Source organism: Phenylobacterium sp., from assembly GCF_035309685.1.
Classification (GTDB): Bacteria; Pseudomonadota; Alphaproteobacteria; order Caulobacterales; family Caulobacteraceae; genus Phenylobacterium.
In genome coordinates this window covers 33385-57998 of record NZ_DATGEX010000003.1, presented here as the reverse complement: position 1 = coordinate 57998, position 24614 = coordinate 33385, and the positions used below count along the sequence as shown (strand labels likewise).

The 24614-nt window shown below is 69.0% G+C and carries 27 protein-coding genes and 1 tRNA gene; 9 read left to right on the top strand and 19 right to left on the bottom strand.

Annotation, left to right across the window (positions count from 1 at the left end):
• The coding region (locus VKQ35_RS00795; RefSeq protein ID WP_324358031.1) for a GTP-binding protein at nt 1-906 on the bottom strand (906 nt) is incomplete at its 3' end.
• Between the two features lie 148 nt (nt 907-1054).
• Between VKQ35_RS00795 and VKQ35_RS00790 the strand changes: the two genes are divergently transcribed.
• From VKQ35_RS00790 to VKQ35_RS00775, 4 genes are all read left to right on the top strand, one after another.
• A complete protein-coding gene (locus VKQ35_RS00790) occupies nt 1055-1741 on the top strand; it encodes a DUF1134 domain-containing protein (protein ID WP_324358030.1) in 687 nt (228 codons plus the stop codon).
• A gap of 80 nt (nt 1742-1821) precedes the next feature.
• Nucleotides 1822-2145 carry a metalloregulator ArsR/SmtB family transcription factor gene (locus VKQ35_RS00785; RefSeq protein WP_324358028.1) on the top strand — a complete coding sequence of 108 codons (324 nt, stop codon included), beginning with the start codon at nt 1822-1824 and terminating at the stop codon, nt 2143-2145.
• Nucleotides 2146-2164: 19 nt separating this feature from the next.
• Nucleotides 2165-2578, top strand: a complete 414-nt coding sequence (locus VKQ35_RS00780) for an SRPBCC domain-containing protein (protein ID WP_324358026.1) — start codon at nt 2165-2167, stop codon at nt 2576-2578.
• 48 nt (nt 2579-2626) lie between these two features.
• Nucleotides 2627-2857 carry a hypothetical protein gene (locus VKQ35_RS00775; RefSeq protein WP_324358024.1) on the top strand — a complete coding sequence of 77 codons (231 nt, stop codon included), beginning with the start codon at nt 2627-2629 and terminating at the stop codon, nt 2855-2857.
• A gap of 15 nt (nt 2858-2872) precedes the next feature.
• On the opposite strand, the gene pheT is transcribed toward VKQ35_RS00775, so the two are convergent.
• The 13 genes from pheT to VKQ35_RS00710 all read right to left on the bottom strand — a co-directional run bounded on the left by pheT (nt 2873) and on the right by VKQ35_RS00710 (nt 15780).
• A complete protein-coding gene (gene pheT / locus VKQ35_RS00770; protein WP_324358023.1) occupies nt 2873-5242 on the bottom strand; it encodes a phenylalanine--tRNA ligase subunit beta in 2370 nt (789 codons plus the stop codon).
• Between the two features lie 11 nt (nt 5243-5253).
• On the bottom strand, nt 5254-6366 hold the full coding sequence (pheS, locus tag VKQ35_RS00765) for a phenylalanine--tRNA ligase subunit alpha (RefSeq protein WP_324358021.1): 1113 nt from the start codon (nt 6364-6366) through the stop codon (nt 5254-5256).
• Nucleotides 6367-6647: 281 nt separating this feature from the next.
• On the bottom strand, nt 6648-7004 hold the full coding sequence (gene rplT, locus VKQ35_RS00760; protein ID WP_293375410.1) for a 50S ribosomal protein L20: 357 nt from the start codon (nt 7002-7004) through the stop codon (nt 6648-6650).
• Nucleotides 7005-7017: 13 nt separating this feature from the next.
• Nucleotides 7018-7221, bottom strand: coding sequence for a 50S ribosomal protein L35 (gene rpmI, locus VKQ35_RS00755; protein ID WP_324358017.1), 204 nt, complete (start codon nt 7219-7221; stop codon nt 7018-7020).
• A gap of 127 nt (nt 7222-7348) precedes the next feature.
• Nucleotides 7349-7424: transfer RNA gene (locus VKQ35_RS00750), tRNA-Arg, on the bottom strand.
• 399 nt (nt 7425-7823) lie between these two features.
• Nucleotides 7824-9080: an HAAS signaling domain-containing protein gene (locus VKQ35_RS00745; RefSeq protein WP_324358015.1), complete on the bottom strand. Its 1257-nt coding sequence runs from the start codon at nt 9078-9080 to the stop codon at nt 7824-7826.
• 18 nt (nt 9081-9098) lie between these two features.
• Nucleotides 9099-9434, bottom strand: coding sequence for a PadR family transcriptional regulator (locus VKQ35_RS00740; RefSeq protein WP_324358013.1), 336 nt, complete (start codon nt 9432-9434; stop codon nt 9099-9101).
• A 106-nt stretch (nt 9435-9540) separates the two neighbouring features.
• Nucleotides 9541-10755, bottom strand: a complete 1215-nt coding sequence (locus VKQ35_RS00735) for an MFS transporter (protein WP_324358011.1) — start codon at nt 10753-10755, stop codon at nt 9541-9543.
• Nucleotides 10752-11999: an MFS transporter gene (locus VKQ35_RS00730; protein WP_324358009.1), complete on the bottom strand. Its 1248-nt coding sequence runs from the start codon at nt 11997-11999 to the stop codon at nt 10752-10754. The genes VKQ35_RS00735 and VKQ35_RS00730 overlap by 4 nt, the downstream gene beginning before the upstream one ends.
• A 111-nt stretch (nt 12000-12110) precedes the next feature.
• Nucleotides 12111-12983 carry a subclass B3 metallo-beta-lactamase gene (gene bla / locus VKQ35_RS00725; RefSeq protein ID WP_324358007.1) on the bottom strand — a complete coding sequence of 291 codons (873 nt, stop codon included), beginning with the start codon at nt 12981-12983 and terminating at the stop codon, nt 12111-12113.
• Nucleotides 12984-13001: 18 nt separating this feature from the next.
• Nucleotides 13002-13523: a translation initiation factor IF-3 gene (gene infC / locus VKQ35_RS00720; protein ID WP_324358005.1), complete on the bottom strand. Its 522-nt coding sequence runs from the start codon at nt 13521-13523 to the stop codon at nt 13002-13004.
• 119 nt (nt 13524-13642) lie between these two features.
• Nucleotides 13643-14617, bottom strand: a complete 975-nt coding sequence (locus tag VKQ35_RS00715) for a glycosyltransferase family 9 protein (RefSeq protein ID WP_324358003.1) — start codon at nt 14615-14617, stop codon at nt 13643-13645.
• The gene (locus VKQ35_RS00710) at nt 14617-15780 is read right to left on the bottom strand and encodes a glycosyltransferase family 4 protein (RefSeq protein WP_324358001.1); all 1164 of its coding nucleotides are present in this window, start codon (nt 15778-15780) and stop codon (nt 14617-14619) included. The genes VKQ35_RS00715 and VKQ35_RS00710 overlap by 1 nt, the downstream gene beginning before the upstream one ends.
• Before the next feature lie 60 nt (nt 15781-15840).
• Here VKQ35_RS00710 and VKQ35_RS00705 point away from each other — a divergent pair, with 60 nt between their 5' ends.
• Entirely contained in the window at nt 15841-16593 is a 753-nt protein-coding gene (locus VKQ35_RS00705; protein WP_324357999.1) for an alpha/beta hydrolase, read from the top strand.
• Here the strand turns inward: VKQ35_RS00705 and VKQ35_RS00700 are convergent.
• From VKQ35_RS00700 to VKQ35_RS00690, 3 genes are read right to left on the bottom strand one after another with little or no spacing between them, the layout of a single operon-like run.
• Entirely contained in the window at nt 16590-16949 is a 360-nt protein-coding gene (locus tag VKQ35_RS00700; protein ID WP_324357997.1) for a hypothetical protein, read from the bottom strand. The two genes, VKQ35_RS00705 and VKQ35_RS00700, sit on opposite strands and share 4 nt — an antisense overlap.
• Nucleotides 16946-17827, bottom strand: a complete 882-nt coding sequence (locus VKQ35_RS00695; RefSeq protein WP_324357996.1) for an SDR family oxidoreductase — start codon at nt 17825-17827, stop codon at nt 16946-16948. Before VKQ35_RS00695 ends, VKQ35_RS00700 begins: the two co-directional genes overlap by 4 nt.
• 6 nt (nt 17828-17833) lie before the next feature.
• A complete protein-coding gene (locus VKQ35_RS00690) occupies nt 17834-18718 on the bottom strand; it encodes a UTP--glucose-1-phosphate uridylyltransferase (RefSeq protein WP_324357994.1) in 885 nt (294 codons plus the stop codon).
• Nucleotides 18719-18969: 251 nt separating this feature from the next.
• Here VKQ35_RS00690 and VKQ35_RS00685 point away from each other — a divergent pair, with 251 nt between their 5' ends.
• Nucleotides 18970-19248 (top strand): hypothetical protein, encoded by a 279-nt coding sequence (locus tag VKQ35_RS00685; RefSeq protein WP_324357992.1) that lies wholly within the window; start codon nt 18970-18972, stop codon nt 19246-19248.
• A gap of 90 nt (nt 19249-19338) precedes the next feature.
• On the opposite strand, the gene glmS is transcribed toward VKQ35_RS00685, so the two are convergent.
• On the bottom strand, nt 19339-21159 hold the full coding sequence (gene glmS / locus VKQ35_RS00680; RefSeq protein ID WP_324357990.1) for a glutamine--fructose-6-phosphate transaminase (isomerizing): 1821 nt from the start codon (nt 21157-21159) through the stop codon (nt 19339-19341).
• Between the two features lie 115 nt (nt 21160-21274).
• On the opposite strand from glmS, the gene glmM reads away from it, so the two are divergent.
• From glmM to VKQ35_RS00665, 3 genes are all read left to right on the top strand, one after another.
• The gene (gene glmM / locus VKQ35_RS00675) at nt 21275-22633 is read left to right on the top strand and encodes a phosphoglucosamine mutase (RefSeq protein ID WP_324357989.1); all 1359 of its coding nucleotides are present in this window, start codon (nt 21275-21277) and stop codon (nt 22631-22633) included.
• Nucleotides 22633-23328 carry a hypothetical protein gene (locus VKQ35_RS00670; RefSeq protein WP_324357987.1) on the top strand — a complete coding sequence of 232 codons (696 nt, stop codon included), beginning with the start codon at nt 22633-22635 and terminating at the stop codon, nt 23326-23328. Before glmM ends, VKQ35_RS00670 begins: the two co-directional genes overlap by 1 nt.
• Before the next feature lie 145 nt (nt 23329-23473).
• Nucleotides 23474-23596 carry a hypothetical protein gene (locus tag VKQ35_RS00665; RefSeq protein WP_324357986.1) on the top strand — a complete coding sequence of 41 codons (123 nt, stop codon included), beginning with the start codon at nt 23474-23476 and terminating at the stop codon, nt 23594-23596.
• A gap of 3 nt (nt 23597-23599) precedes the next feature.
• Here the strand turns inward: VKQ35_RS00665 and VKQ35_RS00660 are convergent, their stop codons facing one another.
• Nucleotides 23600-24589 carry an MBL fold metallo-hydrolase gene (locus VKQ35_RS00660; RefSeq protein ID WP_324357985.1) on the bottom strand — a complete coding sequence of 330 codons (990 nt, stop codon included), beginning with the start codon at nt 24587-24589 and terminating at the stop codon, nt 23600-23602.
• Nucleotides 24590-24614: the final 25 nt, after the last annotated feature.

Here is a 24614-nt window from a genome sequence, read left to right as displayed (position 1 = left end):
GCCGCAGAACACCACCGGCTGCACGTCGCGGAAGCCGGGCAGGGCGGCCTCGGCGGGGCGCTTCTCGTCGGTGATGGTGTCGCCGACCGCGGCCTGGGCGACTTCCTTGATCTGGGCGGTGATGAAGCCGATCTCGCCGGGACCCAGGCTCTCGACCTCGGTGCGCTTGGGGTTGAACACCCCGATGCGGTCGATCAGGTGGGTCGAGCCTTGCTGCATCATCTGGACCCGCTGACCCTTGCGCAGCGACCCGTCGATCACCCGCACCAGCACCACCACGCCCAGGTAGGCGTCGTACCAGGCGTCGACCAAGAGGGCCTTCAGCGGCGCGTCGGCGTCGCCCTTGGGCGCGGGCAGGCGGTGGACGATGGCTTCCAGCAACTCGTGGATGCCGGCGCCGGTCTTGGCGGAGGTCAGGATGGCGTCCGAGGCGTCCAGGCCGATCACGTCCTCGATCTGCTGGCGGATCCGCTCCGGCTCGGCGGCCGGCAGGTCGATCTTGTTCAGGACCGGAACGATCTCGTGGTTGTTGTCGATGGCCTGGTAGACGTTGGCCAGCGTCTGGGCCTCGACGCCCTGGCTCGCGTCCACCACCAGGATCGAGCCCTCGCAGGCGGCGAGGCTGCGGCTGACCTCATAGGCGAAGTCGACGTGCCCGGGTGTGTCCATGAGGTTGAGGACATAGGTCTCGCCATCGTCGGCCTTGTAGCTCAGGCGCACGGTCTGGGCCTTGATGGTGATCCCGCGCTCGCGCTCGATCTCCATGTTGTCGAGCACCTGCTCGGTCATCTCGCGCTGGGTGAGCGCGCCGGTCTCCTGGATCAGCCGGTCGCTGAGCGTCGACTTGCCGTGGTCGATGTGCGCGACGATGGAGAAATTGCGGATGTGGTCGAGAGGCGTCGTCATGTTGCGCCCGCGTCTAGCACATTCTTGTGCAGGTGCGAGATGTGGTCGGTCGCCCTGACAACACGGTTAATCGGGCGTTAAGGCGACACATTCCATCTGACATCTGGGCGGAGCTGAAATCTACGACCCTAAGGAGGACATTGCGCCCATGGACCGCCGAACCCTGATCGTTTCGGGACTGATGACCCTGGGCGCCGCGAGCGTGGCTTACGGTCAGCCCTTGCCGCCGGCCCAGCCGCGCGCCGCCGCGCCCCAGGCGCCGCCGCCGCCCAATTCCACGCCGAGCTATCCGACCGGCGGCGTCGGCTCCGGGCCGCCGCCCAACAGCTCAGGCCAGCCACCCGTGCAACAGGGCACCTATTCCGAGGACGAGATCGTCCACGGGGTCTCCGATTTCCTGGGGGTCACCGCCGAGTCGGCCGGCGGCGCCGTGGAACGGGTGTTCAAGAGCAACGGGCGGCCCACCGCCTATATCGCCGGCGAAGAGGGCTCGGGCGCCATCGCCGTCGGCGCCCGCTATGGCCGGGGCCTGCTCTACATGAAAGGCAAGCCGCCGGTGGAGGTGTTCTGGCGCGGCCCCTCGGTCGGCTGGGATTTCGGCGGCAACGCGTCCCGCGTCTTCACCCTCTGCTACAATCTCGAAGACCCGCGCGACATCTTCCAGCGGTTCCCCGGTGTCGAGGGCTCGGCCTATTTCATCGGCGGCCTGGGCGTGAACTACCAGCGCACCGACGAGATCACGCTCGCCCCGATCCGCGCCGGCGTCGGCTTCAGGCTCGGCGCGAGCGTCGGCTATCTGGCCTACAGCCGCAAACGCAACCTGGTGCCGTTCTAGGCTCACTGCTCTCACCTCCCGCCGCTTTGCGGGGGAGGTAGGACTTGACTCATTAAATAAGTCATGACTTATATAACGCCATGGAGACGCAAGCCGCCGATCTGTTCCGCACCTTCGCCGACCCGACGCGGCGGGCGATCTTTGAGCGGCTGTCGGCCAAGGGCGAACTGAGCGTCGGCGACCTCACCGCCGGCGCCGGGGTCAGCCAGCCGGCCGTCTCGCAGCACCTGGCGGTGCTGCGCCAGGCCGGCCTGGTCACCGAGCGGCGCGACGGGCGGTTCATTCGCTACGCCGCCCAGCCGATGGGGCTCAAACCCCTGTTCGACTGGATGGCCTTCTACGGCCGCTTCTGGAGCCAGCGTTTCGACGACCTGGAAGACCTGCTCAACCGCATGGATCAATAGAGGACCGAAGGAACAACCGATGTCCGTCGCCACCGAAACCCGCACCGTCGTCGTCGAGCGCGACTTCGCCCATGCGCCGGAAAAGCTCTGGCGCGCGCTGACCACGCCGCACCTGATCGAGGCCTGGCTGATGAAGAACGATTTCGTCCCGGCGCTCGGCCACCGCTTCAAGCTGGCCGGCGATTGGGGCTCGGTCGACTGCGAGGTCACCGAGATCGAGCCGCACAAGGCGCTCACCTACACCTGGACGGCCATGGGCATGGGCACGGTCGTCAGCTTCGAGCTGACGCCGACCGGCGCCGGCACGCACCTGAAGGTCGCGCAGTCGGGCTTCCCGACCGAGCCCTCCACCGACCGCTACTTCAATGGCGCCCAGTACGGCTGGACCGCCTTCACCACCAAGCTGGACGAGGTTCTGGCCGGGCTGGATTGAGACCCGCCACGCCACTCTGCGCCACCAGCCCCTTCAAAGGAGATAGCCATGAGTTTGAGCAGCTTCATACGCCAGGCCCACCGCTGGCTCTCGGCCGCCTTCGTGGTGATCGTGCTGATCACCTGGGTCACCCTGGCGAAGAAGGGACCCATGTGGGTCTCCTACACGCCGCTCGCCCCGCTCGCCCTCTTGGCGATCAGCGGCATCTACATGTTCTTCCTGCCCTATTTCGGCAAGTCGCGCACGGCGCGGGGGGCCGCCGCCCAGGCGAAAGCCTAGGCCCGGCAGCGGCGCTCAGCTCCTGAGCTTCGCCCCGACCGCCTTCTCAGCCGCCGCCACGATCCGGGCCGACAGCGCCTCGATCTCGGCGTCGGTGAGGGTCTTTTCGACAGGCTGCACCGTGACCTCGACGGCCACCGACTTCTGCCCCTCCGGCACGCCCTTGCCCTGGTAGACGTCGAACACCCGGGCCCCGGCGATCAGCGTCTTGTCGGCCCCCAGGATCGGCCGGACGATCTCGCCGGCCGGCGTCGCTGCGTCCACCAGGAAGGCGAAGTCGCGGCTGAGCGGCATCAGGTCGGAGAGCGTCAGCGCCTGTTTGGTCTTAGTCGGCTTCCGCTTCGGCTCCGGGATCGCGCCCAGGTCCAATTCGAAGGCCAGCATCGGCCCCTCGGCGTCGAGGTCCTTGAGCACGCGCGGATGCAGCTCGCCGAACTCGGCGACGATGGTTTTGGGCCCCAGCTGCAGCCGCGCCGAGCGGCCGGGATGCCACCAGGGCGCGTTCTGCCCCTGAACGACCTGCAGGCCGGGCGCGCCCATCTCTTCGAGCAGGGCCAACAGGTCAGCCTTCAGCTCGAACAGCGGGTCGGCCGCCGTCCCGTCCCAGCTGCGCGGCGGGTGCGGGGCGATCAGGCCGGTGACGATCGTGCGCTGGTCCTGCGGCTGGTCGCCGTCGAACACCGGCCCGACCTCGAACAAGGCGGCGTCGGCGAAGCCGCGCCGGGCGTTCCTGGCCGCGGCCTCGATCAGGTTCGGCAGGATCGAAGGCCGCATGCAGTCGAGGTCGGACGCGATCGGGTTCGAGAGCCGCAGCTTCTCGTCGCCGCCCCCGAACAGCCTCGCCCACTCCGTGCGCATGAAGCTCCAGGTCACCGCCTCGGCATAGCCGCGCGCGGCCATGGCCCGCCTGGCGTTGCGCATGCGGGTCTGGCGCACGGTCAGCACGCCGCCGACCGCGCGCGGCATTTCCGGGAGCGCGGTGGAGGGCAGCGCCCCGAAGCCCTCGATGCGGGCCACTTCCTCGACCAGGTCGGCCTTGCCTTCCACGTCGCGCCGCCAGGTCGGTGGCGTCACCATCTCGCCCCGCACCTCGAAGCCGAGGTCGGTGAGGATCTTGTCGATCCGGGCGCCGTCGACGCGCAGGCCCGAGAGCTTCTCGACGTAGCCGTGGTCGAACTCGAAGGCCGCGGGAGCGGCCGGCGGGTGGCCGGCGACCCGGACCTCGCAGGGCTCGCCGCCGCAGATCTCGACGATCAGCCGGGTGGCCATCTCCAGGCCCGGAACCACGAAGCCGGTGTCGACGCCGCGCGCGAAGCGGTACTGCGCGTCCGACGTCAGGCCGAGCGTGCGGCCGGTCTGGGCCGTGCGGATCGGGTCGAACCAGGCGCTTTCCACGAAGACGTCGGTGGTGGTCTCGCTGACCTTGGTCGACTCGCCGCCCATGACGCCGCCCAGACCCACGGCGCCGGAGCCGTCGGCGATGACGCAGACTTCCGGGCCGGCCGGATAGGTCTTGCCGTCCAGCGCCTCCAGCGTCTCGCCCTCGCGGCCCAGGCGCGCCTCGATGACCCCGCCGGTCAGCTTGGCCGCGTCATAGACGTGCAGCGGCCGGCAGCGGTCGTAAGACATCAGGTTGGTGATATCGACGAGCGCGCTGATCGGCCGAAGCCCGATGGCGAGCAGCTTCTGTTGCAGCCAGGCGGGCGAGGGGCCGTTCTTCACGCCCTTGATCAGCCGGCCCGCGAAGGTCGGGCAGGCGTCGCCATCGACGCGGATCTCGATCGGCGTCGGACCTTTGCCGGGCACGGGCGCCACGCTCGGGTCCTTCAGCGTCCCCAGGCCCGCGGCGGCCAGGTCGCGGGCGATGCCGACCACGCCCAGCCAGTCGGGCCGGTTCGGCGTCACCTCGAAATCGATGACCGCTTCCAGGCCAAAGGCCTCGGCGGCTGGCGTCCCGACCGCCAGCGCGTCGTCCAGCTCGACGATCCCGTCGGCGTCGTCGGCCACCTCCAGCTCGCGGCCCGAGCAGAGCATGCCGTTGGAGACGACGCCGCGCACCGGCCGGGCCTCCAGCGTGATGCCGCTGCCGGGCACATAGGCGCCGAGCGGCGCATAGATCGTCGTCAGCCCGGCCCGCGCATTGGGCGCGCCGCAGACGATCTCCTTGCGCCCATCGACCGTGTCGACCTGGCAGACCCGCAGGCGGTCGGCGTTGGGGTGCTGCACTGCCTCGACGACCTTGGCGACCGAGAAGGCCGCCAGCTTCGCCGCCGGGTTCTCCACATGCTCGACCTCGAGGCCGGCCATGGTCATGGCGTCGACGACCTGATCGACGGTCGCGTCGGTGTCGAGGTGTTCCTTGAGCCAGGAAAGCGTGAACTTCATGTCGCTCTCCTTTAGCTCAGGCCGGTGGCGGGATTGGGCGCGGCGAAGGCCGAGAAGCCGTAGTGCTCCAGCCAGCGCACATCGCTCGCGAACATGTCGCGCAGGTCGGGCATGCCGTACTTCAGCATCCCCAGCCGGTCGATGCCGAAGCCGAAGGCGAAGCCCTGCCAGACGTCGGGATCGAGGCCGCAGTTGCGCAGCACGTTGGGGTGCACCATCCCGCAGCCGACGATCTCCATCCAGCTGTCGCCCTGGCCGATCTTCACGTCGCCGCGGGAGCGGTCGCAGCGCACGTCCATCTCGGCGCTGGGCTCGGTGAACGGGAAGTGGTGTGGCCGGAAACGGGTCTCCACCAGCGGCGTCTCGAAGAAGCGCGAGATGAAGGTCTCCAGCGTCCACTTGAGGTGCCCCATGTGGATGGCGCGGTCGATGACCAGGCCCTCCATCTGGTGGAACATCGGGGTGTGCGTCGCGTCGCTGTCGGAGCGATAGGTGCGGCCGGGCACGACGATACGGATCGGTGGTTCCTGGCTGGTGGCGATCCAGGACGGCAGCTTGTCGTTCTGGCCCTGCTGCATGGCGCGGATCTGCACCGGGCTGGTGTGGGTGCGCAGCACCTTGCGCTCGCCCTTCTCGTCCTCGGGCAGCCAGAAGGTGTCGTGCATCTCGCGCGCCGGGTGCTTGGGCGGGAAGTTGAGCGCGGTGAAGTTGTGGAAGTCGTCCTCGATGTCGGGGCCTTCCGCTAGGCCGAAGCCCATCTCGGCGAAGATGGCGATCATCTCGTCCTGCACCTGCATGGTCGGATGCACCCGGCCGCGGCGAGAGGGCGGCGGCGGCAGGGTCAGGTCGACCCGCTCGGCGGCCAGCTTGGCGTCGAGCTCGGCGGCCTCCAGCTCAGCCTTGCGTGCGGCGATCGCGCCGCCGATGCGGTCGCGCAGGCCGTTGATCGCCGGCCCCTGCTCGCGCCGCTCGTCCGGGCTCATCGAACCCAGGGTCTTGAGCAGCTCGGAGATCGAGCCGGACTTGCCGAGCGCGGCCACGCGCACGGCTTCTAAGGCCGCCACGTCGGGCGCGGCGGCGACGGCGGCGGAAAGTTCCGCCTCGAGTTTGGTCAGATCGGTCATGTGCGTTCGGTTCTTAGAGGGGCTGGGGCTGAAGGGAAATCCCTACCTCCCCCGCGCAGCGGCGGGAGGGGGACCGCGCGCCGGAGAGCGCGTGGTGGAGGGGGCAAGCGGCGGCTCGGCGCTTGCGGCTCGCCCCCTCCACCATCGGCTCTTCGCTGCGCTCGGCCTCTGGTCCCCCTCCCGCCGCTGCGCGGGGGAGGTGAAGGAAAGGGCGCAGCAAAAAGCCCTCCGGTTCGCACCGAAGGGCTTCTTGAAATCAGCGGGAGCAGAGCTCCAGGCGATCAAGCCAGCGCGGCGCGAACCTTGTCGGCGATGGCCTTGAAGGCGCTCGGATCGTTGCCCGCGATGTCCGCGAGGACCTTGCGGTCCATTTCGATCCCGGCCAGGTCAAGGCCGTGGATAAATCGGGCGTAGGTCAGGCCCTCGACCCGGGCCGCGGCGTTGATCCGTTGGATCCACAGCGAGCGGAACTGACGCTTGCGGACCTTGCGGTCGCGGTAGGCGTACTGGCCGGCCTTGTCCACGGCCGCCTTGGCGGTGCGGATGGTGTTCTTGCGGCGCCCGTAGAAGCCCTTGGCCTGCTCGAGAACCTTCTTGTGCTTGGCGTGGGCGGTGACGCCCCTTTTGACGCGAGCCATCTGTCAGTGCTCCTTAAGAGAGGCCGTAGGGCAGGAAGAGTTTGATGATCTTCGCGTCGGACGCGCTCATCACCTTCGTGCCTCGGTTCTGACGGATGTACTTGGCGTTGTGGCTGAGCAGGCGGTGGCGCTTGCCCGCGACGCCGGCCTTGATCTTGCCGGTCGACGTCAGTTTGAAGCGCTTCTTCACGCCTGACTTGGTCTTCAGTTTGGGCATTTCACTGCGGAGCCATAAAGGCCCCGTCCTCTAGGTCGTGTTGATGAACCGCCATGGCATGCCTTGGGCCAGGCGGTTCCGAAGGGGCGGGTTAGTAGGGGAAACGGCCGCGGAATGCAAGGCTGGGCGGCGGCTCGCCCGATTCGAACGGGGGACTTCCGGCCAGAAGCCGGCGCTCTACTCCGGCTGAGCTACGAACCGCCGCTGTCTTAGTAGCATATCTCGCTGCGGCCTGCCGGCCGAAGCTCTTCTAGGAGAAGCATCGCCAGATGCCTCCTGGCCTTAAATCTCACGGACGATGCGAGCCTTGGGGCCTTGGCTTCTCAAGGACGCGCTCTTCGGCGCGCCGCGTTGCGGCCGGGCCTAAGCCCGGTCCTTGAGAAGCCAAGGCCCCAAGGCAAACTGGCCGGCATGAGATTTAAGCCGACGCCCGCCTTCACTCCCTGGGTCATCCCGGTTTCGCGGCACGCGAAGACCGGGACCCATAAACGCCGCGTCCGGGATTGCGCTGCGACTGCGGGGTCAGGTCTGAAGCCCTGGCGTCTATGGGTCCCGGACAAGACGCTTCGCGCCTTTCCGGGATGACGCTGGAGACGGGGTGATCAGACGCCGGCGTGCGGATACCCGCCCGGCGATGGGCCGTAGGCGTGGTCGTGCATCCCGCCAAAGGCCAGGTTCCACAGGCCCGTCAGCATCCGGATCAGGGCCGTCAGGCCGACGCTGAGGACCACGAGGGTCACGATCGGCGCCAGCGGCAGCGGCGGGGCGTCGCGCAGCATCGCCATCCGCTGGGCGAACTCGTGGCCGTTCGCCGCCCCGATCGCCGACGCGAGAGGCGACGCGTTCCAGAGCCAGAGGCAGAAGGTCAGCAGGGCGCCGCCCCGCACCGCTTCCAGCAGGCCGTTCAGCCGGCTCGCGAAGGGGTAGGCCAGCATGAAGGCCCCCTGCAGGATGATGACGGTGGCGTAGGCGAGGACCGGCCAGAAGACCAGCGCCCGCAGCGCCATCCAGTCGACCTTGCCGAGCGCGCCGGGATCGAGGTCCAGCGTCTCCCAGTCGGTGGCGTCGAGGCCGAGGTCCAGGGGCAGCACGCCCGTCCACCACAACACCAGCACCGTACCGAGCGCGATGAAGCCCAGACCCCGCGCCATGGGCCGCATGGCCGGATGCCACTCCGGCGACGGAGGCATGGGCGGCATCGGTGGTCTGGAGGCCTTTGGCGCCTTCGCGCGTGTGGCCGAGGCTGGCCGGGCGCGCTCGCGGGGCCTGTCGGCCTGCCGCTTTTCAGCATCCCGCCGGTGGGCGTGCGGGTCGTGGGCATGCCGCGCGAACCACTCGCGCCAGGCGGCGAAATCCCAGGCGACCATCTCCAGGAAGCGCAGGTCGCGCACCCGCCAGTTGTCCAGGTAGTCGATGCGCGCGCCGCGCCGCTCGATGAACCATGCCGCGCAGGTCACGACCCCGATCAGCACCAGGGTTCCGGTAACGGCCGAACCGATCGCCTGACCCAGCGCCAGGGAGAAATTGTTCCAGGTCAAGGTGTGGACGACGATCACGATCGCCGCGACCGCCACCTGCAACACGATCGCCGCCTTCACCGCGAACAGCCAGTAGGGATAGAGCGTCGGCCCCACCACATGCTGCGGCCCCTCGGCGTAGCGGGCGGCGATGACCACCGGGTGGCCCACCTCGCGCAGCACCGCCTCGACCTCGTCGTCGGTGAGCGGGCGGCCCAGATCGGCTTCGCGCTCTTCGATCCGGGTCAGGATGGTGTCGCGCAGCTCGGCGATGATGTCGTCCCGCTGCGCCCTGGGCAGCAGGGCCGCGACCGCCCGCAGATATTCGTTCACGAGGTCCATGACGCCCCCTCAGTTCCTTCAAGTTTCGGCGATTTTGTCGAGCGAGCCCGAGATCCGCCGCCACTCTTCGAGCAGCCGCTTCAGCATGATCTCGCCCGCCGGCGAGAGGCGGTAGAAGCGCTTCTTGCGCTTCTCCTCCTCGCGCCACTCACTGATCAGCAGGCCTTGGGTCTCCAGCCGGCGGAGCAGGGGATAGAGGGTGCTTTCCTCCATCTCCAAACCGTCGGCGGCGAGCGCCTGGCGCAGGGTGTAGCCGTAACGCTCCTCGCGCAGCCGGGCGAGCACGCCCAGCATCAGCGAGCCGCGCCGCAGCTCCAGCCGGTAGCTCTCATAAAGATCGCCCTCTGCGCCCACTCTAACCTGCGTGCCGTATAGTGTATGCCATACAGTGTGTAGCGCGCAGTAGCCGCGGACGCAAGCGCGTTTCCACTCCACGGCTTTCCATGGTCGAGAGGGGGCCCTAGGCCAGGGCGTGGACCCGCTGGCGGACCTGGCCGGCCAGCCACAGGCCGGGCAGGATCAGGAGCGCTGCCGAGGCGAAGGGCGCGCCGGGGGCCACGCTGGAGAACAGCCAGCCGGCGAACACCGGCCCGCCGATCCGCGACATCGCCATGCCGCTCATGTTGAGGCCCAGCATCTCGCCCTGCCGGTCCGGCGGCGCGGCCTGAGAGATCAGCGCGGTGAGGTTCGGGAAGCAGATCGACTGGCCCAGACAGACGAAGGCGAAGCCCAGGATCGCCACCGGCCAGACCGGCGCCAGGCCCTGGGTGACCAGGCCCAGGCCCATGAAGCAGAGCCCGCCCATGAGCGTCGAGGGCGCGCCGAACCGGCGGACCAGCCGCCCCGAGAGATAGCCCTGGCAGAAGGCGCCCAGGATACCGATGACCATGAAGGCCAGCCCGATCTGCTTCGGCCCCCAGCCGAACCGCACCTGCGTCCACAGGCCATAGGTCGCCTCGATGCCGGCAAAGCCGATCACCACGATGGCGCTGATCGCCAGGATGCGGCCGATGATCTCGTGCTCGGCGGCGTCCTTCAGCCCGGCGATCCGCGAGCGCTGCGGCGCGCTGTCGGCGGTGCGCTCCGGCCGGCTCTCGCGCACGAAGATCACGACCGCCAGGGCCGAGGCGATGGCGAAGCCCGCGGCCACCAGCAGCGGCAGTTGGAAGCCGAGCGCTCCGCGGCTGGGCTGGGCGAGCAGGCCGCCGATCGCCGGGCCGGTGGTGAAGCCCGCGCTGAAGGCGGCGCCCATGATCCCCATCCGCGACGCCCGCTTCTCCGGCGGGGTGATGTCGGCCATGGCGCCCTGCAGGGTCGAGATGTTGCCGGCGAATAGGCCGGTCACGAACCGGATCGCAAAGGCCGCCAGGATGTTCGGCGCAAAGGCCAGCGCGCCGTAGCTCAGGGCCACGGCGGTGATGGTGATGATCAGCACCGGCTTGCGCCCGATGCGGTCCGAGAGCCGCCCCCAGAAGGGTTCGCCCAGGAATTGGCCGACCGAGAAGGCCGAGAACAGCAGCGTCACCTGCCAGGCCGGCGCATCGAACGCCTTGGCGAAGAACGGCAGCAGCGGGATCACTAGGCCAAAGCCCGCGATCATCAGGAAGATGACGCTCAGCAGCACGATCAGCGCGCGGCGTTCCTCCGCCGGCGTCTGGCTGTGGGCGACGCTCATATCGCCGCCTCTTCGCCAACATGGCCCTGGACCGTTCGCGGCGGCGCCCGGCGCGCGGCGCTCAGCGCCAGGAAGATCGCCGGCGCCACGACCATCGCGCCCTGGAAGAAGGGCGCGTTGAGGCTGATCCAGGTGAAGGACTGGCTGGCGCAGAACGGCCCCACGAACCGCGCGAACGAGCCCGCGGCGTTGTTGAGGCCCAGGATCTGGCCCTGGCGGTGCGGGTCGGCGGTGCGCGAGATCAGCGCGCCCACATTGGGCCAGGCCACCGATTGGCCCACCGCGGTGACGCACATCAAGAGCGTCGTCGTCGGCAGGCCGATCGAGAAGGGTTGCAACAGCGAGCCCAGCACGGTCATCGACATGCCGATCGCCAGCATGCGGCCTTCGCCATAGCGCTCCGACAGGGGGCCGGTGACGAAGAACTGGGTGAGCGCGGCGACCGCGCCGACGGCGGCGAAACAGACGCTGATCTGCCGGGGCCCCCAACCGAACCGCGCCAGGCCCCAGAGGCCGAAGGTCGACTCGATGCCGGTGAAGGCGAAACCCACCAGGAAGGTCAGCAGCATCAGCCGCCCGATCACCGGATTGCGCACCGCCTCGCCCACCGCGGCCCAGCGGCTCGGACGGTGGCTGATCGACTGGTCGCGGATGCGGCTTTCGCGGATGAAGAGGATAATGCCGGTCACCGCCAGCGCCGAAAGGGCTGAGGCGATGAACATCGGAATGCGGAAACCGATCGGACCCATGTGGGTGTTGGCGAAGGCGCCGCCGACCGCGGGTCCCACGATCATGCCCACGTTCCACGCCGCGCTCTGCCGCGACAGCATCCGCGCCCGGCGCTCGGGCGGGGTCACATCCGCGATATAGCCCTGCACGACCGCGCCATTGCCGCTCATCAGCCCGCCCAGGAAGCGCACGATGAAGGCGGTCGCGACGTTCGGCGCGAAGGCCAGCGCCAGGTAGCAGAGGCAGTTGCCGCTGATCGTCGAGATCAGCAGCGGCTTGCGCCCCAGCCGGTCGGATAGGCGCCCCCAGAACGGTTCACCAAAGAAGCCGCCCATGGAATAGGCCGAGAAGATCAGCGCGATCTCGCCCGGCGAGGCGTGCATCGACTTGGCATAGAAGGGCAACAACGGGACGATGATCCCGAAGCCCAGCATGTTGATGAAGATGACCGCGATCAGCGACGGCGCCGCCCAGGGGGACGGCGGCGACGCCTCCCGCGGCGCAGTGTCGGACATGGGCGGGGTTGGTAAGCCCGGGTTCCCGCTGCGGCAAGGCTTAGGACGAGCGTCGCGGCCGAACGCGGGTCACCGTTGGCGCGGCGCCACAGCTAGGAGGAAGCGCAGCCCCTACGGGTTCTGCTTCTTCAGCTCCGTGCGGAACGCGGTCTCGGCGCCGGCGACGAAGGCCTTGCAGCCCTTGGGGTCGACGAAGGCGTCGGTCTTGCCGGCGTCCAGCGCGGCCTTCTTCTCGTGCATGTGGAAGAAGGCGCCGTGGCTGGCGATGAACACCTCGCAGGGCTGCGATTTCCAGAAGGCGAAGCTCTTCTCGTAGTCGGCGGTCTGGCCGGGGTAGGTCTCAGTCTTGCCGAGCTTGTAGCCGGGCAGCACGCTGGCCGAGCAGAGGTCAAGCGCCTGATAGGTCTTGCCGCCGACCGTCACCGGGAAGGTCCAGGTGGTGCAGCCGGCGGTGTGGCCGCCGGTGACATGCGCCGTCAGCGTCATGCCGCCCAGGCTCACCCTGTCGCCGTCCTTCACCGTCACGTCCACCCTCACTGGCTCGTATTCGAACCGCGCGCCTTTCAGGAAGGGATCGCCCTTGCCGCCGGCCGCCACGATCGCCCCGTCGGCGGCGCTGGCGTAGAACTTCACGTCGGGCGCGGCGGCCCGCTTCACCTCGGCTAGGCCGGCGGCGTGGTCGAAGTGCTGGTGGGTGTTGAGCAGAATCTTGATCTGTTTGGGATCGAAGCCGAGCGTCTTGATGTTCTTGACCACCTGCACGCCCACCGGCGCGTCGCCGCCGTCGATGACGATCAGGCCGGCCTTGGTGACGATCAGGTAGGACGAATAGTCCGAAGCCCCGACGTAGTAGAGCTGGTCGGCGATCTTGAACGGCGGAAACGGCTCATGGCCCGAGTCCGCGGATTGCGCGCGCGCCCCCGAAACGAAAACGGCCGCCGTGAAGGCGACCGTTCCGAGGATGCCGAAATCTAGACGGTTCATCCCGTATCCTTGTGGTTGTCAGCGCGGCGCCAGGATCATGATCATCTGGCGGCCTTCCATGCGCGGCTCGTACTCGCATTTCGCAATCGGCTCGAAGTCGGCGCGGACCCGTTGCAGCAGCTTCATGCCTAGCTCCGGGTGGGCCAGTTCGCGGCCGCGGAAGCGCAGGGTGACCTTCACCTTGTCGCCCTCTTCGAAGAAGCGGTTCATCGAGCGCTGCTTCACTTCATAGTCGTGGATGTCGATATTGGGCCGCAGCTTGATCTCTTTGATCTCCTGGACCTTTTGCCGCTTCCGCGCCTCGTTCTTCTTCTTCTGCTCCTGGAACTTGAACTTGCCGTAGTCCAGGATTTTGCAAACGGGCGGATCCGCGTTGGGCACGATCTCGACCAGATCGAGGCCCGCCTCTTCGGCGGCCTCCATGGCGGAGGAGGTGGGCATGACGCCCTGCTTCTCGCCGTTCTGATCGATCAGCAGAACCTTGGGGACGCGGATTTCATCATTGATGCGCAGCCCGTCTTTGACAGGGGGCGCGTTCATGGGACGGCGAATAGGCGAGACTCCTAAGATTGTTTCAGCGCGCGACTCCGGGGCGCGTGGCGGCGCTCCGGTCTACTCAACCTATATGATTTAGCGCCCCGGCGCTATCAAGCCGCGCCCTAGGGGGAAGGGAGCACGGAGGCGGCCGCCTGCGCCACTTTCGCCACAGGCAATTCCGAGAGCTGTGGGGCCTGCAGGACGGCGACCTTGCCCCTGGGCGCCGACAGCGCCGGGTCCGACGCGCTGGAGAACAGCACAACCGTAGGCGCCCCTGCCGCCGCCGCCAGATGCAGCGGCCCGGTGTCGTTGCCGATGGCCAGCGCGGCCTTGGCGCCCAAGATGGCGATGGAGGCGAAGTCGGTGCGGCCGGTCAGGTCGCGGGTGCGGGGCGCCTGGCGCTGGATCGCCTGGGCGAGCTGCGTCTCCTGCGGGCCGCCGATCACCACGATGTCGAGGCCCCGCGCATAGAGGATGCGGGCCAGTTCGCCGTACTTCTCCACCGGCCAGCGCTTCTCCGGCCGGTGCGCCGAGCCGCCGGGCACGAACATCACATAGGGCTTGGCCGCGACGCCGGGCGTCGGCGGTCGCTGGCCCTCTGCCCTCAGCACCCACGACAGGTCGGGCCCCGGGGCCGTTCCGGCCTCGGTCGGGGCGTCCGGCCAGATCCCGGCGTACATCAGCTGGTCAGCCTGCCGCTCCAGGGTGTGCATCTGGTTGCGCAACGGGTTCTTGTGCGGCAGCGAGCAGCCGAAGGCGATCCCCGACCAGGCCGGCGGATTGGGCCGCAGAAGCTGGAAGATGCGGTTGGTGTGGTTCGAGGTCTGCAGGTCGTAGACGCGGTTGAAACGCGCCGCCCGCAGCCGCCGCCGGAGCGTCATCCACTGGGCGAAGCCCTCCGGCCGGCCGTCGGTGAACACCGCGTTGAAATAGGGAGAGGCCTTGGCCAGCGCCTCGAACGGCGGCGTGGTCAAGAGCGTGATGTGCGCCTTGGGGTGCGCCTGGCGGATCTTCTTCATGGCCGCCAGCGCCAGGACGAAGTCGCCGAGCGCCGAAAGCTTGATCACCAGGATCTTCTGGACTTCCCGCTTGGGCATCAGGGGCGGGCCTCCAGCACGCGCTCGTAGGCGGCCAGCGTCGCGGCGCACATGGCGTCGACGCGGTAGAGCTGGCGCGTGCGGTTCATGCCCGTCTGGCCCATCTCGCCGCGCTTGCCGGGGCCAAGGTCGATGGCGCGGGTCATGGCGGCGGCCCAGGCGGGCGCGTCCTCCGGCGCGACCAACCAGCCGGTGACCCCGTCGACCACCGTCTCGACCGTGCCGCCGTGATTGGAGGCGATCACCGGGCGGCCCATGGCCTGCGGCTCGACGGCGGTGCGGCCGAAGGACTCCGGAACGGTGGTCGGCAACAGGGCCACATCGGCCAGCAGATAGGCCGCAGGCATGTCGTCGCAATGGCCGACCGCCCGGACCTGATCGCCCAGGCCCGCCTGCGCGATCGCCTTGGCGAGTTCCTCGCCGTAGCCGGTGCGGCCCTGGTCGTCGCCGGCGAAGAGGATCAGGAAGTCCATTCGGCCCGCGTCCTTCATCCGCCGCGCGGCCTCGATGATCGTCAGGTGGCCCTTGATGCGGGTCAGCCGCCCGGCCAGCAGGAAACGCGTGCGTTGATCCGTTTCGGCGATCCCCCAGGCGCGCCGCAGCGCCTCCACCCGGTCCGGCGTCACCCAGGAGGGGTTGAAGCGGTCCAGATCGACGCCGCGCGGGATGGCGATCACCTTGGCCGGATCGACCCCGTGCTCGGCCAGCACGTGGGCGCGGGTGTATTCGGAGTTGGCGATCACCAGGTCGCCCCGGGTCATCACCGCATTGTACCAGCGCTTCAGGCTGGACTGCGCCTTGTAGACCCCGTGATAGGTGGCGACGAACGGCGTGCCGGTGGTGCGCGCGGCCCAGAGCGCTGCGAAGGCCGGGGCCCGGCTCCGGGCGTGCACCAGGCTGACCCTTTCCGTGCGGATCAGGTCGACCAGCCGCGCCGCATTGCCCAGCATCACCAGCGGGTTCTTGGACTGTACCGGCATCTGCGCCAGCCGCGCGCCGTCGGCCTCGAGGCGCGCGGTCATCCGCCCGCCGCGCGTGGCCACGAGGGCCCGTCCGCCGGCCGCGATCACCGCGCGCGCCACGTCGATGGTGGTCTGCTCGGCGCCGCCGGTTTCGAGCTCCGGGACAACCTGCAGAAGAGTGAAGTCAGGGGGCAGGGCCACGTCCTTCCCATAGCGCGAAACGGGGTGGCGTAAAGACAACCTCACGCTATCAGTCGGCGGATGATCGAAACGGCCGGGACCCTCGACCGCCCAGACGGCGAAACCCTCGCCTGGCGCCGCGTGGACGGCGCGGGGCCGACGGTGGTCTGGCTGGGCGGTTTCCGCTCCGACATGACTGGGACCAAGGCCGAAGCCCTGGCCGAGTGGGCAAGCGCCAATGGCCGCGCCTATGTCCGGTTCGACTACCTCGGCCACGGCGAATCCAGCGGCGATTTCCACGCCAAGGGGACCATCACCCGCTGGCGGGAGGACGCGCTCGCGGCGATCGATGAGCTGACCGCAGGCCCGCTGGTGCTGGTGGGGTCCTCCATGGGCGGCTGGATCGCCTGTCTGGCGGCCATGGCCCGGCCACAGCGCATTCAGAGCCTCGTGTTCATCGCGCCGGCGCCGGACTTCACTGAAAAGCTGATGGCGCCGGAGATTCCGCCGGAGGGACATGCGGCGCTCGCGGCCGATGGCGTCTGGATGCGGCCTTCCGAGTACGGCGATCCTTATCCGATCACCCGGGCCTTGCTGGAGGATGGCGCCCGCTGGTCGATCCTGGGCGCCGAGCCTGTGCCGATCGAGGTCCCGGTGCGCGTCCTGCAGGGCGGAGCCGACCCCGACGTCCCCTGGCGCCACGCGCTTGAGCTGGCCCAGGCGATCAAGGGCCAGGATGTGGTCTTCTCCCTGATCAAGGACGGCGACCACCGGCTGTCGCGGCCGCAGGACATCGAGCGCCTGCTGGCGGCGATGGCGGAACTGGCGGGCTAGAACAGCCGGTTCATCTTGAAGGTGAGCGCGAACAGCACCGCCAGCGCGCTCAGGGCCGTATGCCAGGCGAAGCCCGCCCAGACGCCGGCCATCGCCCAGCGTGTGGTGGTTCGCATCGCGCTCAGCGCCACGGCCGCGATGGCCAGTTCCAGAACGGCGAAGCCGACCAGCGGCCCGTTCCAGGGCGGCAGGGGCCAGCGCAGGTTCGACGCCAGCATGACCAGTATCGCTACGGCGAAGATCAGGTCGATCCGCGCGGCGACCTGCGGCCTGCGCCGCCACAGGGCCACGGTGAGCGCCAGCAGGTGCAGGCCAAGCGCGATGACGGTCAGGGCCGCCAGTTCCGCGTTGCTCATGGCGCGGCGCGCTCGGCGGCGTGGATGGCGGCCAGGCCTTCGCGGTAGCTCGGATAGGCGAGGCGCCAGCCGAGTTCGGCCTTGGCCCGCGCGTTCGAAACCCGCTTGCTCTCGGCGTAGAACCGCAGGCCCGCCGGCGACAGCTTGGCGTCGGCCAGGGCGACCTCCGGCGGCGGCGCCAGCCCCAACAGCTGCGCCGCATAGGCGATGACCTCGCTGTTCGGGCAGGGCTGGTCGTCGCAGAGATTGTAGATTCCGCCGGCCCGCGGCTTCGCGATGGAGGCCTCCAGGCCCGCCGCCAGGTCGTCCACGTGGATGCGCGAGAACACCTGACCCGGCGCCGCGATCCGCTGGGCCTCGCCGGCGCGCAGCCGGTCGAAGGCCGAACGGCCGGGGCCGTAGATGCCGGGCAGGCGGAAGACGGTGACGGTCAGGCCCATGCCGCGCGCGACCTCCAGCCAGTCGCGCTCGGCGCCGACGCGGCGCGCGCTCTCGGTCGATTGCGCGGCCAGCCGGCTCTGCTCGGTCACCCAGCCGCCGTGCCGGTCGCCATAGACGCCGGTGGTCGAGAGATAGCCGATCCAGTCGGGAAAGGCGCCCGCCCGCGCCATGGCGGGAACCAGGGCGCGCAGGCCCGGACAGCCCTGCTCGTCCGGCGCGGCGGTGACCAGCACGCTGTCGGCCTCGCGCACGGCGCGCTGCATCTCGCGTTGATTGCCCACCGGCACGGGCGTTACGGCCAGCGCCTCCAGCCGCCCCCGCTCGACCGGGCGGCGGATCGTGCCGGCCACATGCCATCCCTTGGCCTGCAGCCGCACGGAGAGCGCGCGGGCGGAGTAGCCGAAGCCGAAGACGAAGAGGCGCCGCGCCGCGTCCACTGGGCTCTAGAGAAGGGCTTCGATGGCCGCGCGCGCCTCGTTGGCCAGGTCGGGGCGGGCCAGGGCGAAGGCGACGTTGGCGCGCAGCAGGCCGATCTTGTCGCCGCAGTCGTAGGTCGTCCCCTCATATTCCAGGGCGTGGAAATCCTGGCGCGTCATCAAGGTCGCCATGGCGTCGGTGAGCTGGATCTCGCCGCCGGCGCCGCGCGGCTGGGTCTCCAGGATCTGGAAGATCTCGGGCTGCAGGATGTAGCGGCCGGAGATGAACAGGTTCGAGGGCTCGGTCCCCAGCGGCGGCTTTTCCACCATGCCGGTCATGCGGTTGAGGCGGCCGTTCTGTCCGTCCCCCCCTTTTCGGTCCAGGGCGACGATGCCGTACTTATGGGTTTCGCCCTCCGGCGCCGGTTCGACGGCGACGATGTTGCCGCCGACCTTCTCGTAGGCGTCGACGGCCTGGGCGAGCGCGGGGGGTGCGGCGGCCATCAGCATGTCGGGCAGCATGACCGCGAAGGGCTCGTCGCCGATCACCTCGCGGGCGCACCAAACCGCGTGGCCCAGGCCCAGCGGAGCCATCTGGCGGATGAAGCTCATCTCGCCGGGCTTGCCGAGGTCGCGGCGGACGTCGGCCAGGATCTCGGCCTTGCCCTTGGCCTCCAGCGCGCCCTCGATCTCCGGATTGGCGTCGAAATAGTCCTCGATGGCGCCCTGGCCCCGGCCGACGATGAAGACGAAGTGCTCGATGCCGGCCGCGCGCGCTTCCTCGACCACATAGGAGAGGATCGGGCGGTCGACGACGTTCAGGAGATTCTTCGGCGTGGTCTTGGCGCCCGGCAGCACGCGGGTGCCCATCCCGGCCACCGGCAGCACCGCCTTGCGCACCCGCTTGCTCATTCTGACGACCCCTTTTCGCCCCGAATCGGCGGGGCCGTTCCCTCGCGCCGCGGCGGCGAACCCGCAACCTTACGCACCGATCCGTCCACAGCCGCAGGCCGCACTAGAGGAGGAATGCCTTGAAATCCACCGCGACTGCGACGAAAAATCACGCCGGACGCATGATCACGATTTCGGGAATTCACGAAGCCGTGTAAGAGTCGCCCATTGTCGGGGGATAGTCCTCCATAGTCCTCCAGGGGAGCAATTCCATGAACCTGCGTATCATCACTTCGGTTGCCGTCGCTGCCGGTCTCGCTCTGAGCCTCTCGGCTTGCCAAAAGAAGGCCGACGACGCGGCCGCCACCACCCCGGCCGCTGACTCGGCCGCCGCTGCCGCTCCGGCCGCTGCGACCCCGCCCGCCGCCGACGCTTCCGCCACGGCTCCTGCCGCGGCTCCGGCTGCCGACGCCGCTGCGGCTCCCGCCGCTGGCGCTCCGGCCGCTGCTCCGGCCGCCGGCGCCATGGCGTCGACCCCGCCGAAGAAGTAAGTTCCAAACCCTAGAGGTTAGGACTAAAGGCGCGGCCGCCCCTCACGGGGCGGCCGTTTCTTTTTGTTCCCGTCCCCTTGGGGAGGGGACTCACTCCACCGTCACCGACTTGGCGAGATTGCGCGGCTGGTCGACGTCGGCGCCCTTCTGGACGGCGACGTAGTAGGCGAGCAGCTGGATCGGGGCGGCCATCACCAGCGGCGCGATCAGGGGATCGCTCTTGGGGGCGGTCACCACGACGCGGGCGCCGGCCGGGGCGTGCTGCTGGCCCTCCGGATCGGTGATGAAAACCACCTGGCCGCCGCGCGCCATGACCTCGCTCATGTTCGAGGCCGACTTCTCGAAATAGCTGTCGAAGGGCGCCAGGATGACGATCGGCGTCTTGTCGTCCACGAGCGCGATCGGTCCGTGCTTCAGCTCGCCGGCGGCATAGCCCTCCGCGTGGATATAGCTGATTTCCTTCAGCTTGAGGGCGCCCTCCAGGGCCAGCGGGTACATCGGGCCGCGGCCGAGGAAGAGCACGTCGCGCGCCTTGGCGATCTCGACGGCCACCGCCTTCACCGAGTCCTCCAGGTTGATGGACTCGGCGATCAGGCGCGGCGCGCCGATCAGCACCTTCACCAGCCGCTGTTCCTCGGCCTCGTCGATCCGGCCGCGCGCCCGGGCGGCGGCGACGGCGAGCGCGGTGAGCACGCTGGTCTGGGCGGTGAAGGCCTTGGTCGAGGCGACCCCGATCTCCGGCCCGCAATGGATCGGCCAGACCACATCGACCTCGCGGGCCATGGTGGATTCCTGGGCGTTGACCACCGCGGCGCTCCGCATGCCCTTGGCTTGGCAGAAGCGCAGCGCCGCCAGCGTGTCGGCGGTCTCGCCCGACTGCGACATGGCGATCACCAGCGACTTGGCGCTGAGCGCCGGCTGGCGGTAGCGGAACTCAGACGCGATCTCCACGTCCACCGGCAGGTCGGCCAGCTGCTCGATCACATATTTGCCGAGCAGGCCGGCGATATAGGAGGTCCCACAGGCCACGATCTGGATGCGGTCCAGCGTGGTGAAGTCGATGCCGCCCGGCATGGCGGTGCGGTCGGTGAGCGTGTCCACATAGGCCGCGATGGTCCGCTGGCAGCCCTCCGGCTGGTCATGGATCTCCTTTTCCATGAAGTGCCGGTAGTTGCCCTTTTCGACCAGGGCGGCCGAGGCGGCGACGGTGCGGACCTCGCGCTTCACCGGCTTGCCGGCGACGTCGAAGATCTGCGCGCTCTTGTGGTCGATGGCGACGTAGTCGCCCTCTTCCAGATAGGCGATCTCGTTGGTGAACGGCCCGACGGCCAGAGCGTCTGACCCTAGGAACATCTCGTCCTTGCCGTAGCCGACGACCAGGGGACTGCCCTTGCGCGCGCCCATGATCAGTTCGCTCTCGCCGTCGATCAGCACGCCGATGGCGTAGGCTCCCGAGAGCTGGTCGAGCGCCGCCTTCAGGGCCTCGACCGGGGGCTTGCCGCTCTCCAGCTCCGAATCGATCAGGGCGGCGATCACCTCAGTGTCGGTTTCGCTCTCGAAGGTCCGGCCCTTGGCCTTCAGCGCGTCGCGCAGTTCGGCGTAGTTCTCGATGATGCCGTTGTGGACGAGCGTCACGCGGCCGGCCGTATGCGGGTGCGCGTTCTTGGTGGAAGGGCCGCCGTGCGTCGCCCAGCGGGTGTGGCCGATGCCGACCGTGGCGTTCAGCGGATCGTCGGCCAGCACCTCTTCCAGGGCCTTGATCTTGCCCGCCGCGCGGCGGCGCTGCACGTGGCCGTCCTCGACGCCTGCGACGCCCGCGGAATCGTAGCCGCGGTATTCCAGGCGCTTGAGGCTGTCGATCAGACGTTCCTGTACGGAGCTTCGTCCGACGATGCCGATGATGCCGCACATGGGGTATGGCGTCCTTTATGTGGTAGTGCGTCGGGCGGGGATGTTGAGCCGCGAGAGTGCGGCTTTATCATTGCCCCGACGAACGTCGACTAAATCTGGGTTTCGGATCGTTTCGATGAACAAACGCGCCTACTTCGGCACCGACGGCATCCGCGGCGAGGCCAACCGCTTTCCCATGACCGCCGAGGTCGCGCTTCGGTGCGGCATGGCGGCGGGCAAGCTGTTTATGTCCAAGGACGACCGCCGCCATCTGGTGGTGATCGGCAAGGACACGCGGCTTTCCGGCTACATGGTCGAGCCGGCCCTGGTGGCGGGGTTCGCCAGCGTCGGCATGGATGTGCGCCTCTTGGGCCCGATGCCGACGCCGGGGGTCGCCATGATGACCCGCTCGCTGCGCGCCGACCTCGGCGTGATGATCTCGGCGTCGCACAACGCCTATGTCGACAACGGCATCAAGCTGTTCGGGCCCGATGGCTACAAGCTCTCCGACGAGCGGGAACTGGCCATCGAGGCGCTGATGGATCAGGGCCTGGGGGACGGCCTGGCCGCCCCGACCGCGCTTGGCCGCGTGGCCCGGGTGGACGATTCCCAGGCCCGCTATGTGGAGATCGCCAAGGCGACCTTCCCGCGCCGTCTCGATCTCTCGGGCCTGCGCGTGGTGATCGATTGCGCCCATGGCGCGGCCTACAAGGTGGCCCCGGTGGTGCTCTACGAACTGGGCGCCGAGGTCATCAAGATCGGCGTCGAGCCGGACGGGACCAATATCAACGCCGAGTGCGGCTCGACCCATCCGGACGCGGTGATCGCCGCGGTGAAGGAATACCGCGCCGACATCGGTATCGCGCTGGATGGCGACGCCGACCGTCTGCTGATCTGCGACGAGAAGGGGCAGGTCGTCGACGGCGACCAGATCATGGCCCTGATCGCCGGCGACTGGGCGCGGCGCGAGAAGTTGCGCGGCGGCGGCGTGGTGGCGACGGTGATGTCGAACCTTGGCCTCGAGCGCTTCCTGCAGGCCCGCAAGCTGAAGCTGGAACGCACCGCCGTGGGAGACCGGGCGGTGATGATGCGGATGCGCGAAGGCGGCTTCAACCTGGGCGGCGAGCAGTCCGGCCACATCATCCTTTCGGACTTTTCCACCACCGGCGACGGCCTCTTGGCCGCCCTGCAGGTGCTGGCGGTGCTGAAGGAGGGCGACAAGCCGATGAGCGCGCTCGCCCGCCAGTTCGACCCGGTGCCGCAGAAGCTGGAAAACGTCCGGTTCGGCGGTGGCAAACCGCTGGAGGACGCCTCGGTCCAGGGCGCCATCGCCGACGCCGAGCAGCGCCTCAACGGCTGTGGCCGGCTGCTGGTGCGCGCCTCGGGAACCGAACCGCTGATTCGGATCATGGCCGAGGGCGATGACGAGAAACTGGTCAGCCAGGTGGTCAAGGAAATCGCCGGCGCGGTGAAGAAGGCCGCCGCGGCCGCCTGATGCCGCCGGGCGCTGCGCTGCGCTGGACCATCGTGGCGGCCTCCGCCGCTGCGGTGGCGCTGGTCGTCTTTGGCGTCGTGACCACGCCGGGCGTGCTCACCGCAGGATCGGGGTGGCTCGGTCCGCTGGGGGCGGGTGGTGTCGCGATCGTTTATGGCGTCCTCGGCCTTTGGGGCCTGGCGCCCGCGCGGCGCCGTCCCGAGGTGGTGGGCTGGGCGCAGCGGGCGGGCTTTGCGGCGGCGGCGATCTACGCCGGCGAGATCGTCCTCGAATACGTCGTCCGGCCGGCCGACAACACCTCCTGGGGTCTGGTGGAGTTCGCCGCGGTGTTCGCCTGCTTCGCCATGGCCGGGGTGGGCGGCGCAGCGCGGTCGCGGCGGATGTGGCCGGCGTTGCAGGCCGCGCTCTGGACGGCGGTGGTGGCGACGCTCGTCTGGTACGCCGTGTTGCTCGCGGTGACCTATGCCTTCCGTGGGACGGCCGCGCAGATGGCGGTCTTCCGGGCGGAAGGGGATCTCGACGACTTCCGCCGCTCAGGCCTGAGCGATTTCAAGGCCTTCACCGTGCAGGACCTGATGGGCGCGGGCTTCTATCACCTGTTGCTGAGTCCGATCTTCGCCGCGGTCCTGGGAGCCTTGGGCGCGGCGCCGGTCAGGTTGGCGCAGGCCTGGCGGGGCCGATGGGGCGCCGCTTAACCCTAACGCACGGCAACCCTACCCAAGCCGTAAACATTATGACATTCTCGTAATGCGCTGATCCGCTCGACCGGGTCGGCCTAAAGAAAAGAGCTTGGGAGAAACAATGGCGCGTCACCTCGTTTACGGGGGTCGGGCACGGCCGATGGCCAAGGGCGTCAGCTCGCTCGCCTGCCTCGCATTCGTCGCCCTTCTCGGTGTCTGCTTCTGGGCCGGGGCCGTCTGGATCGGCCAGGCCATCCTGCGGATCGTCGGCTACGGCTTCTAGAGCCTAGCTCACGGCCGTCCTGCATTCCGCCCCCGCGCCGCTCTTGGCGCGCAAGACCGCGTCCACATAGTACTCCGTCATGCCCTGAGCGCGTAACCGCTCCCGCGCGTCATCGCCCAGCAGCGGGCCGACATTTCCCACCCATTGCGACGCACAGACGCTCTTCGCCGCGTCGGAGTGCGCGCAGTCGATCAGAGCGGTGAAGGCGGCCCGATAGCTTGCGAACCCCTCCCGCGTCATCGGCGCGCCATGGCCGGGGATCGCTGTCGTAAACGGCGTCGCCCAGATCGCGTCCAGCGCCGCGCGCCAGCCCTCGGGGCAGGCGGTGTCCAGGAACGCGGCGGGCAAGGTCACCAGGTCGCCGGTCGCCACCACGCCGCTCTTGCGATCATAGACCCAGACGTCGCCGGCGGTGGCCGCGTCCGCCGCCAGGTTCAGCCGCAGGGTCCTGCCGCCGATCCGCAGGCTTCGCGACCGCGCGATCGCCACGTCCGGCTTCAGCGCCGCGCCGTTCTCGATGGTGGCGGTGTCGTTGCGCAGGTCCTCCAGCGTCTCGGGCGGCAGCTTGCCGGAGGTGAGATAGGGTTGCGCCTCGGCGACGCTCTTGGCCAGGAAGCCGGTCAGCGCCTCGTCGATCGCCGCGCTGGCGTAGACGCGGGCGTGGGGATAGGCGCGCTTCAGCTCCGGATTGCCGCTCACGTGATCCAGGTGCCAGTGCGAATTGACGATGGCGGCGATGCCGCCCGGCCGGGATTTCGCGAAGTCGAGGATCGCCTGCCGCTGCCAGGCGTGGCGGCCGGTGTCCATCACCACCAAGCCCGCCAAGGTCTCAAAGACCACCGTGTTGCCGTCCGGCTGGCGGTTCGGCCGGAAGCTCCCGGGGATCATCCAGACACCGGGCGCCATGGCCTGTGGCTTCGGCGCGTCGCCAGGCTGCGCGAACACCACGGCAGGAGCCGCGAGCCAGATCAGCGCCGCGATCGCTGAACGCATGGACGTCCTCCCTTGCCTGGCCATG

Coding starts and splice junctions, on each gene's coding strand:
- VKQ35_RS00785 (WP_324358028.1), top strand. CDS start 1,822: ATGGAGACGCAAGCCGCCGATCTGTTCCGCACCTTCGCCGACCCGACG.
- pheT (WP_324358023.1), bottom strand. CDS start 5,242: ATGAAGTTCACGCTTTCCTGGCTCAAGGAACACCTCGACACCGACGCG.
- glmM (WP_324357989.1), top strand. CDS start 21,275: ATGAACAAACGCGCCTACTTCGGCACCGACGGCATCCGCGGCGAGGCC.
- bla (WP_324358007.1), bottom strand. CDS start 12,983: ATGAACCGTCTAGATTTCGGCATCCTCGGAACGGTCGCCTTCACGGCG.
- pheS (WP_324358021.1), bottom strand. CDS start 6,366: ATGACCGATCTGACCAAACTCGAGGCGGAACTTTCCGCCGCCGTCGCC.
- VKQ35_RS00775 (WP_324358024.1), top strand. CDS start 2,627: ATGAGTTTGAGCAGCTTCATACGCCAGGCCCACCGCTGGCTCTCGGCC.
- VKQ35_RS00745 (WP_324358015.1), bottom strand. CDS start 9,080: ATGGACCTCGTGAACGAATATCTGCGGGCGGTCGCGGCCCTGCTGCCC.
- VKQ35_RS00690 (WP_324357994.1), bottom strand. CDS start 18,718: ATGAGCAAGCGGGTGCGCAAGGCGGTGCTGCCGGTGGCCGGGATGGGC.
- rplT (WP_293375410.1), bottom strand. CDS start 7,004: ATGGCTCGCGTCAAAAGGGGCGTCACCGCCCACGCCAAGCACAAGAAG.
- VKQ35_RS00660 (WP_324357985.1), bottom strand. CDS start 24,589: ATGCGTTCAGCGATCGCGGCGCTGATCTGGCTCGCGGCTCCTGCCGTG.
- rpmI (WP_324358017.1), bottom strand. CDS start 7,221: ATGCCCAAACTGAAGACCAAGTCAGGCGTGAAGAAGCGCTTCAAACTG.
- VKQ35_RS00670 (WP_324357987.1), top strand. CDS start 22,633: ATGCCGCCGGGCGCTGCGCTGCGCTGGACCATCGTGGCGGCCTCCGCC.
- VKQ35_RS00665 (WP_324357986.1), top strand. CDS start 23,474: ATGGCCAAGGGCGTCAGCTCGCTCGCCTGCCTCGCATTCGTCGCCCTT.
- VKQ35_RS00730 (WP_324358009.1), bottom strand. CDS start 11,999: ATGTCCGACACTGCGCCGCGGGAGGCGTCGCCGCCGTCCCCCTGGGCG.
- VKQ35_RS00790 (WP_324358030.1), top strand. CDS start 1,055: ATGGACCGCCGAACCCTGATCGTTTCGGGACTGATGACCCTGGGCGCC.
- VKQ35_RS00705 (WP_324357999.1), top strand. CDS start 15,841: ATGATCGAAACGGCCGGGACCCTCGACCGCCCAGACGGCGAAACCCTC.
- infC (WP_324358005.1), bottom strand. CDS start 13,523: ATGAACGCGCCCCCTGTCAAAGACGGGCTGCGCATCAATGATGAAATC.
- glmS (WP_324357990.1), bottom strand. CDS start 21,159: ATGTGCGGCATCATCGGCATCGTCGGACGAAGCTCCGTACAGGAACGT.
- VKQ35_RS00715 (WP_324358003.1), bottom strand. CDS start 14,617: ATGCCCAAGCGGGAAGTCCAGAAGATCCTGGTGATCAAGCTTTCGGCG.
- VKQ35_RS00735 (WP_324358011.1), bottom strand. CDS start 10,755: ATGAGCGTCGCCCACAGCCAGACGCCGGCGGAGGAACGCCGCGCGCTG.
- VKQ35_RS00780 (WP_324358026.1), top strand. CDS start 2,165: ATGTCCGTCGCCACCGAAACCCGCACCGTCGTCGTCGAGCGCGACTTC.
- VKQ35_RS00700 (WP_324357997.1), bottom strand. CDS start 16,949: ATGAGCAACGCGGAACTGGCGGCCCTGACCGTCATCGCGCTTGGCCTG.
- VKQ35_RS00685 (WP_324357992.1), top strand. CDS start 18,970: ATGAACCTGCGTATCATCACTTCGGTTGCCGTCGCTGCCGGTCTCGCT.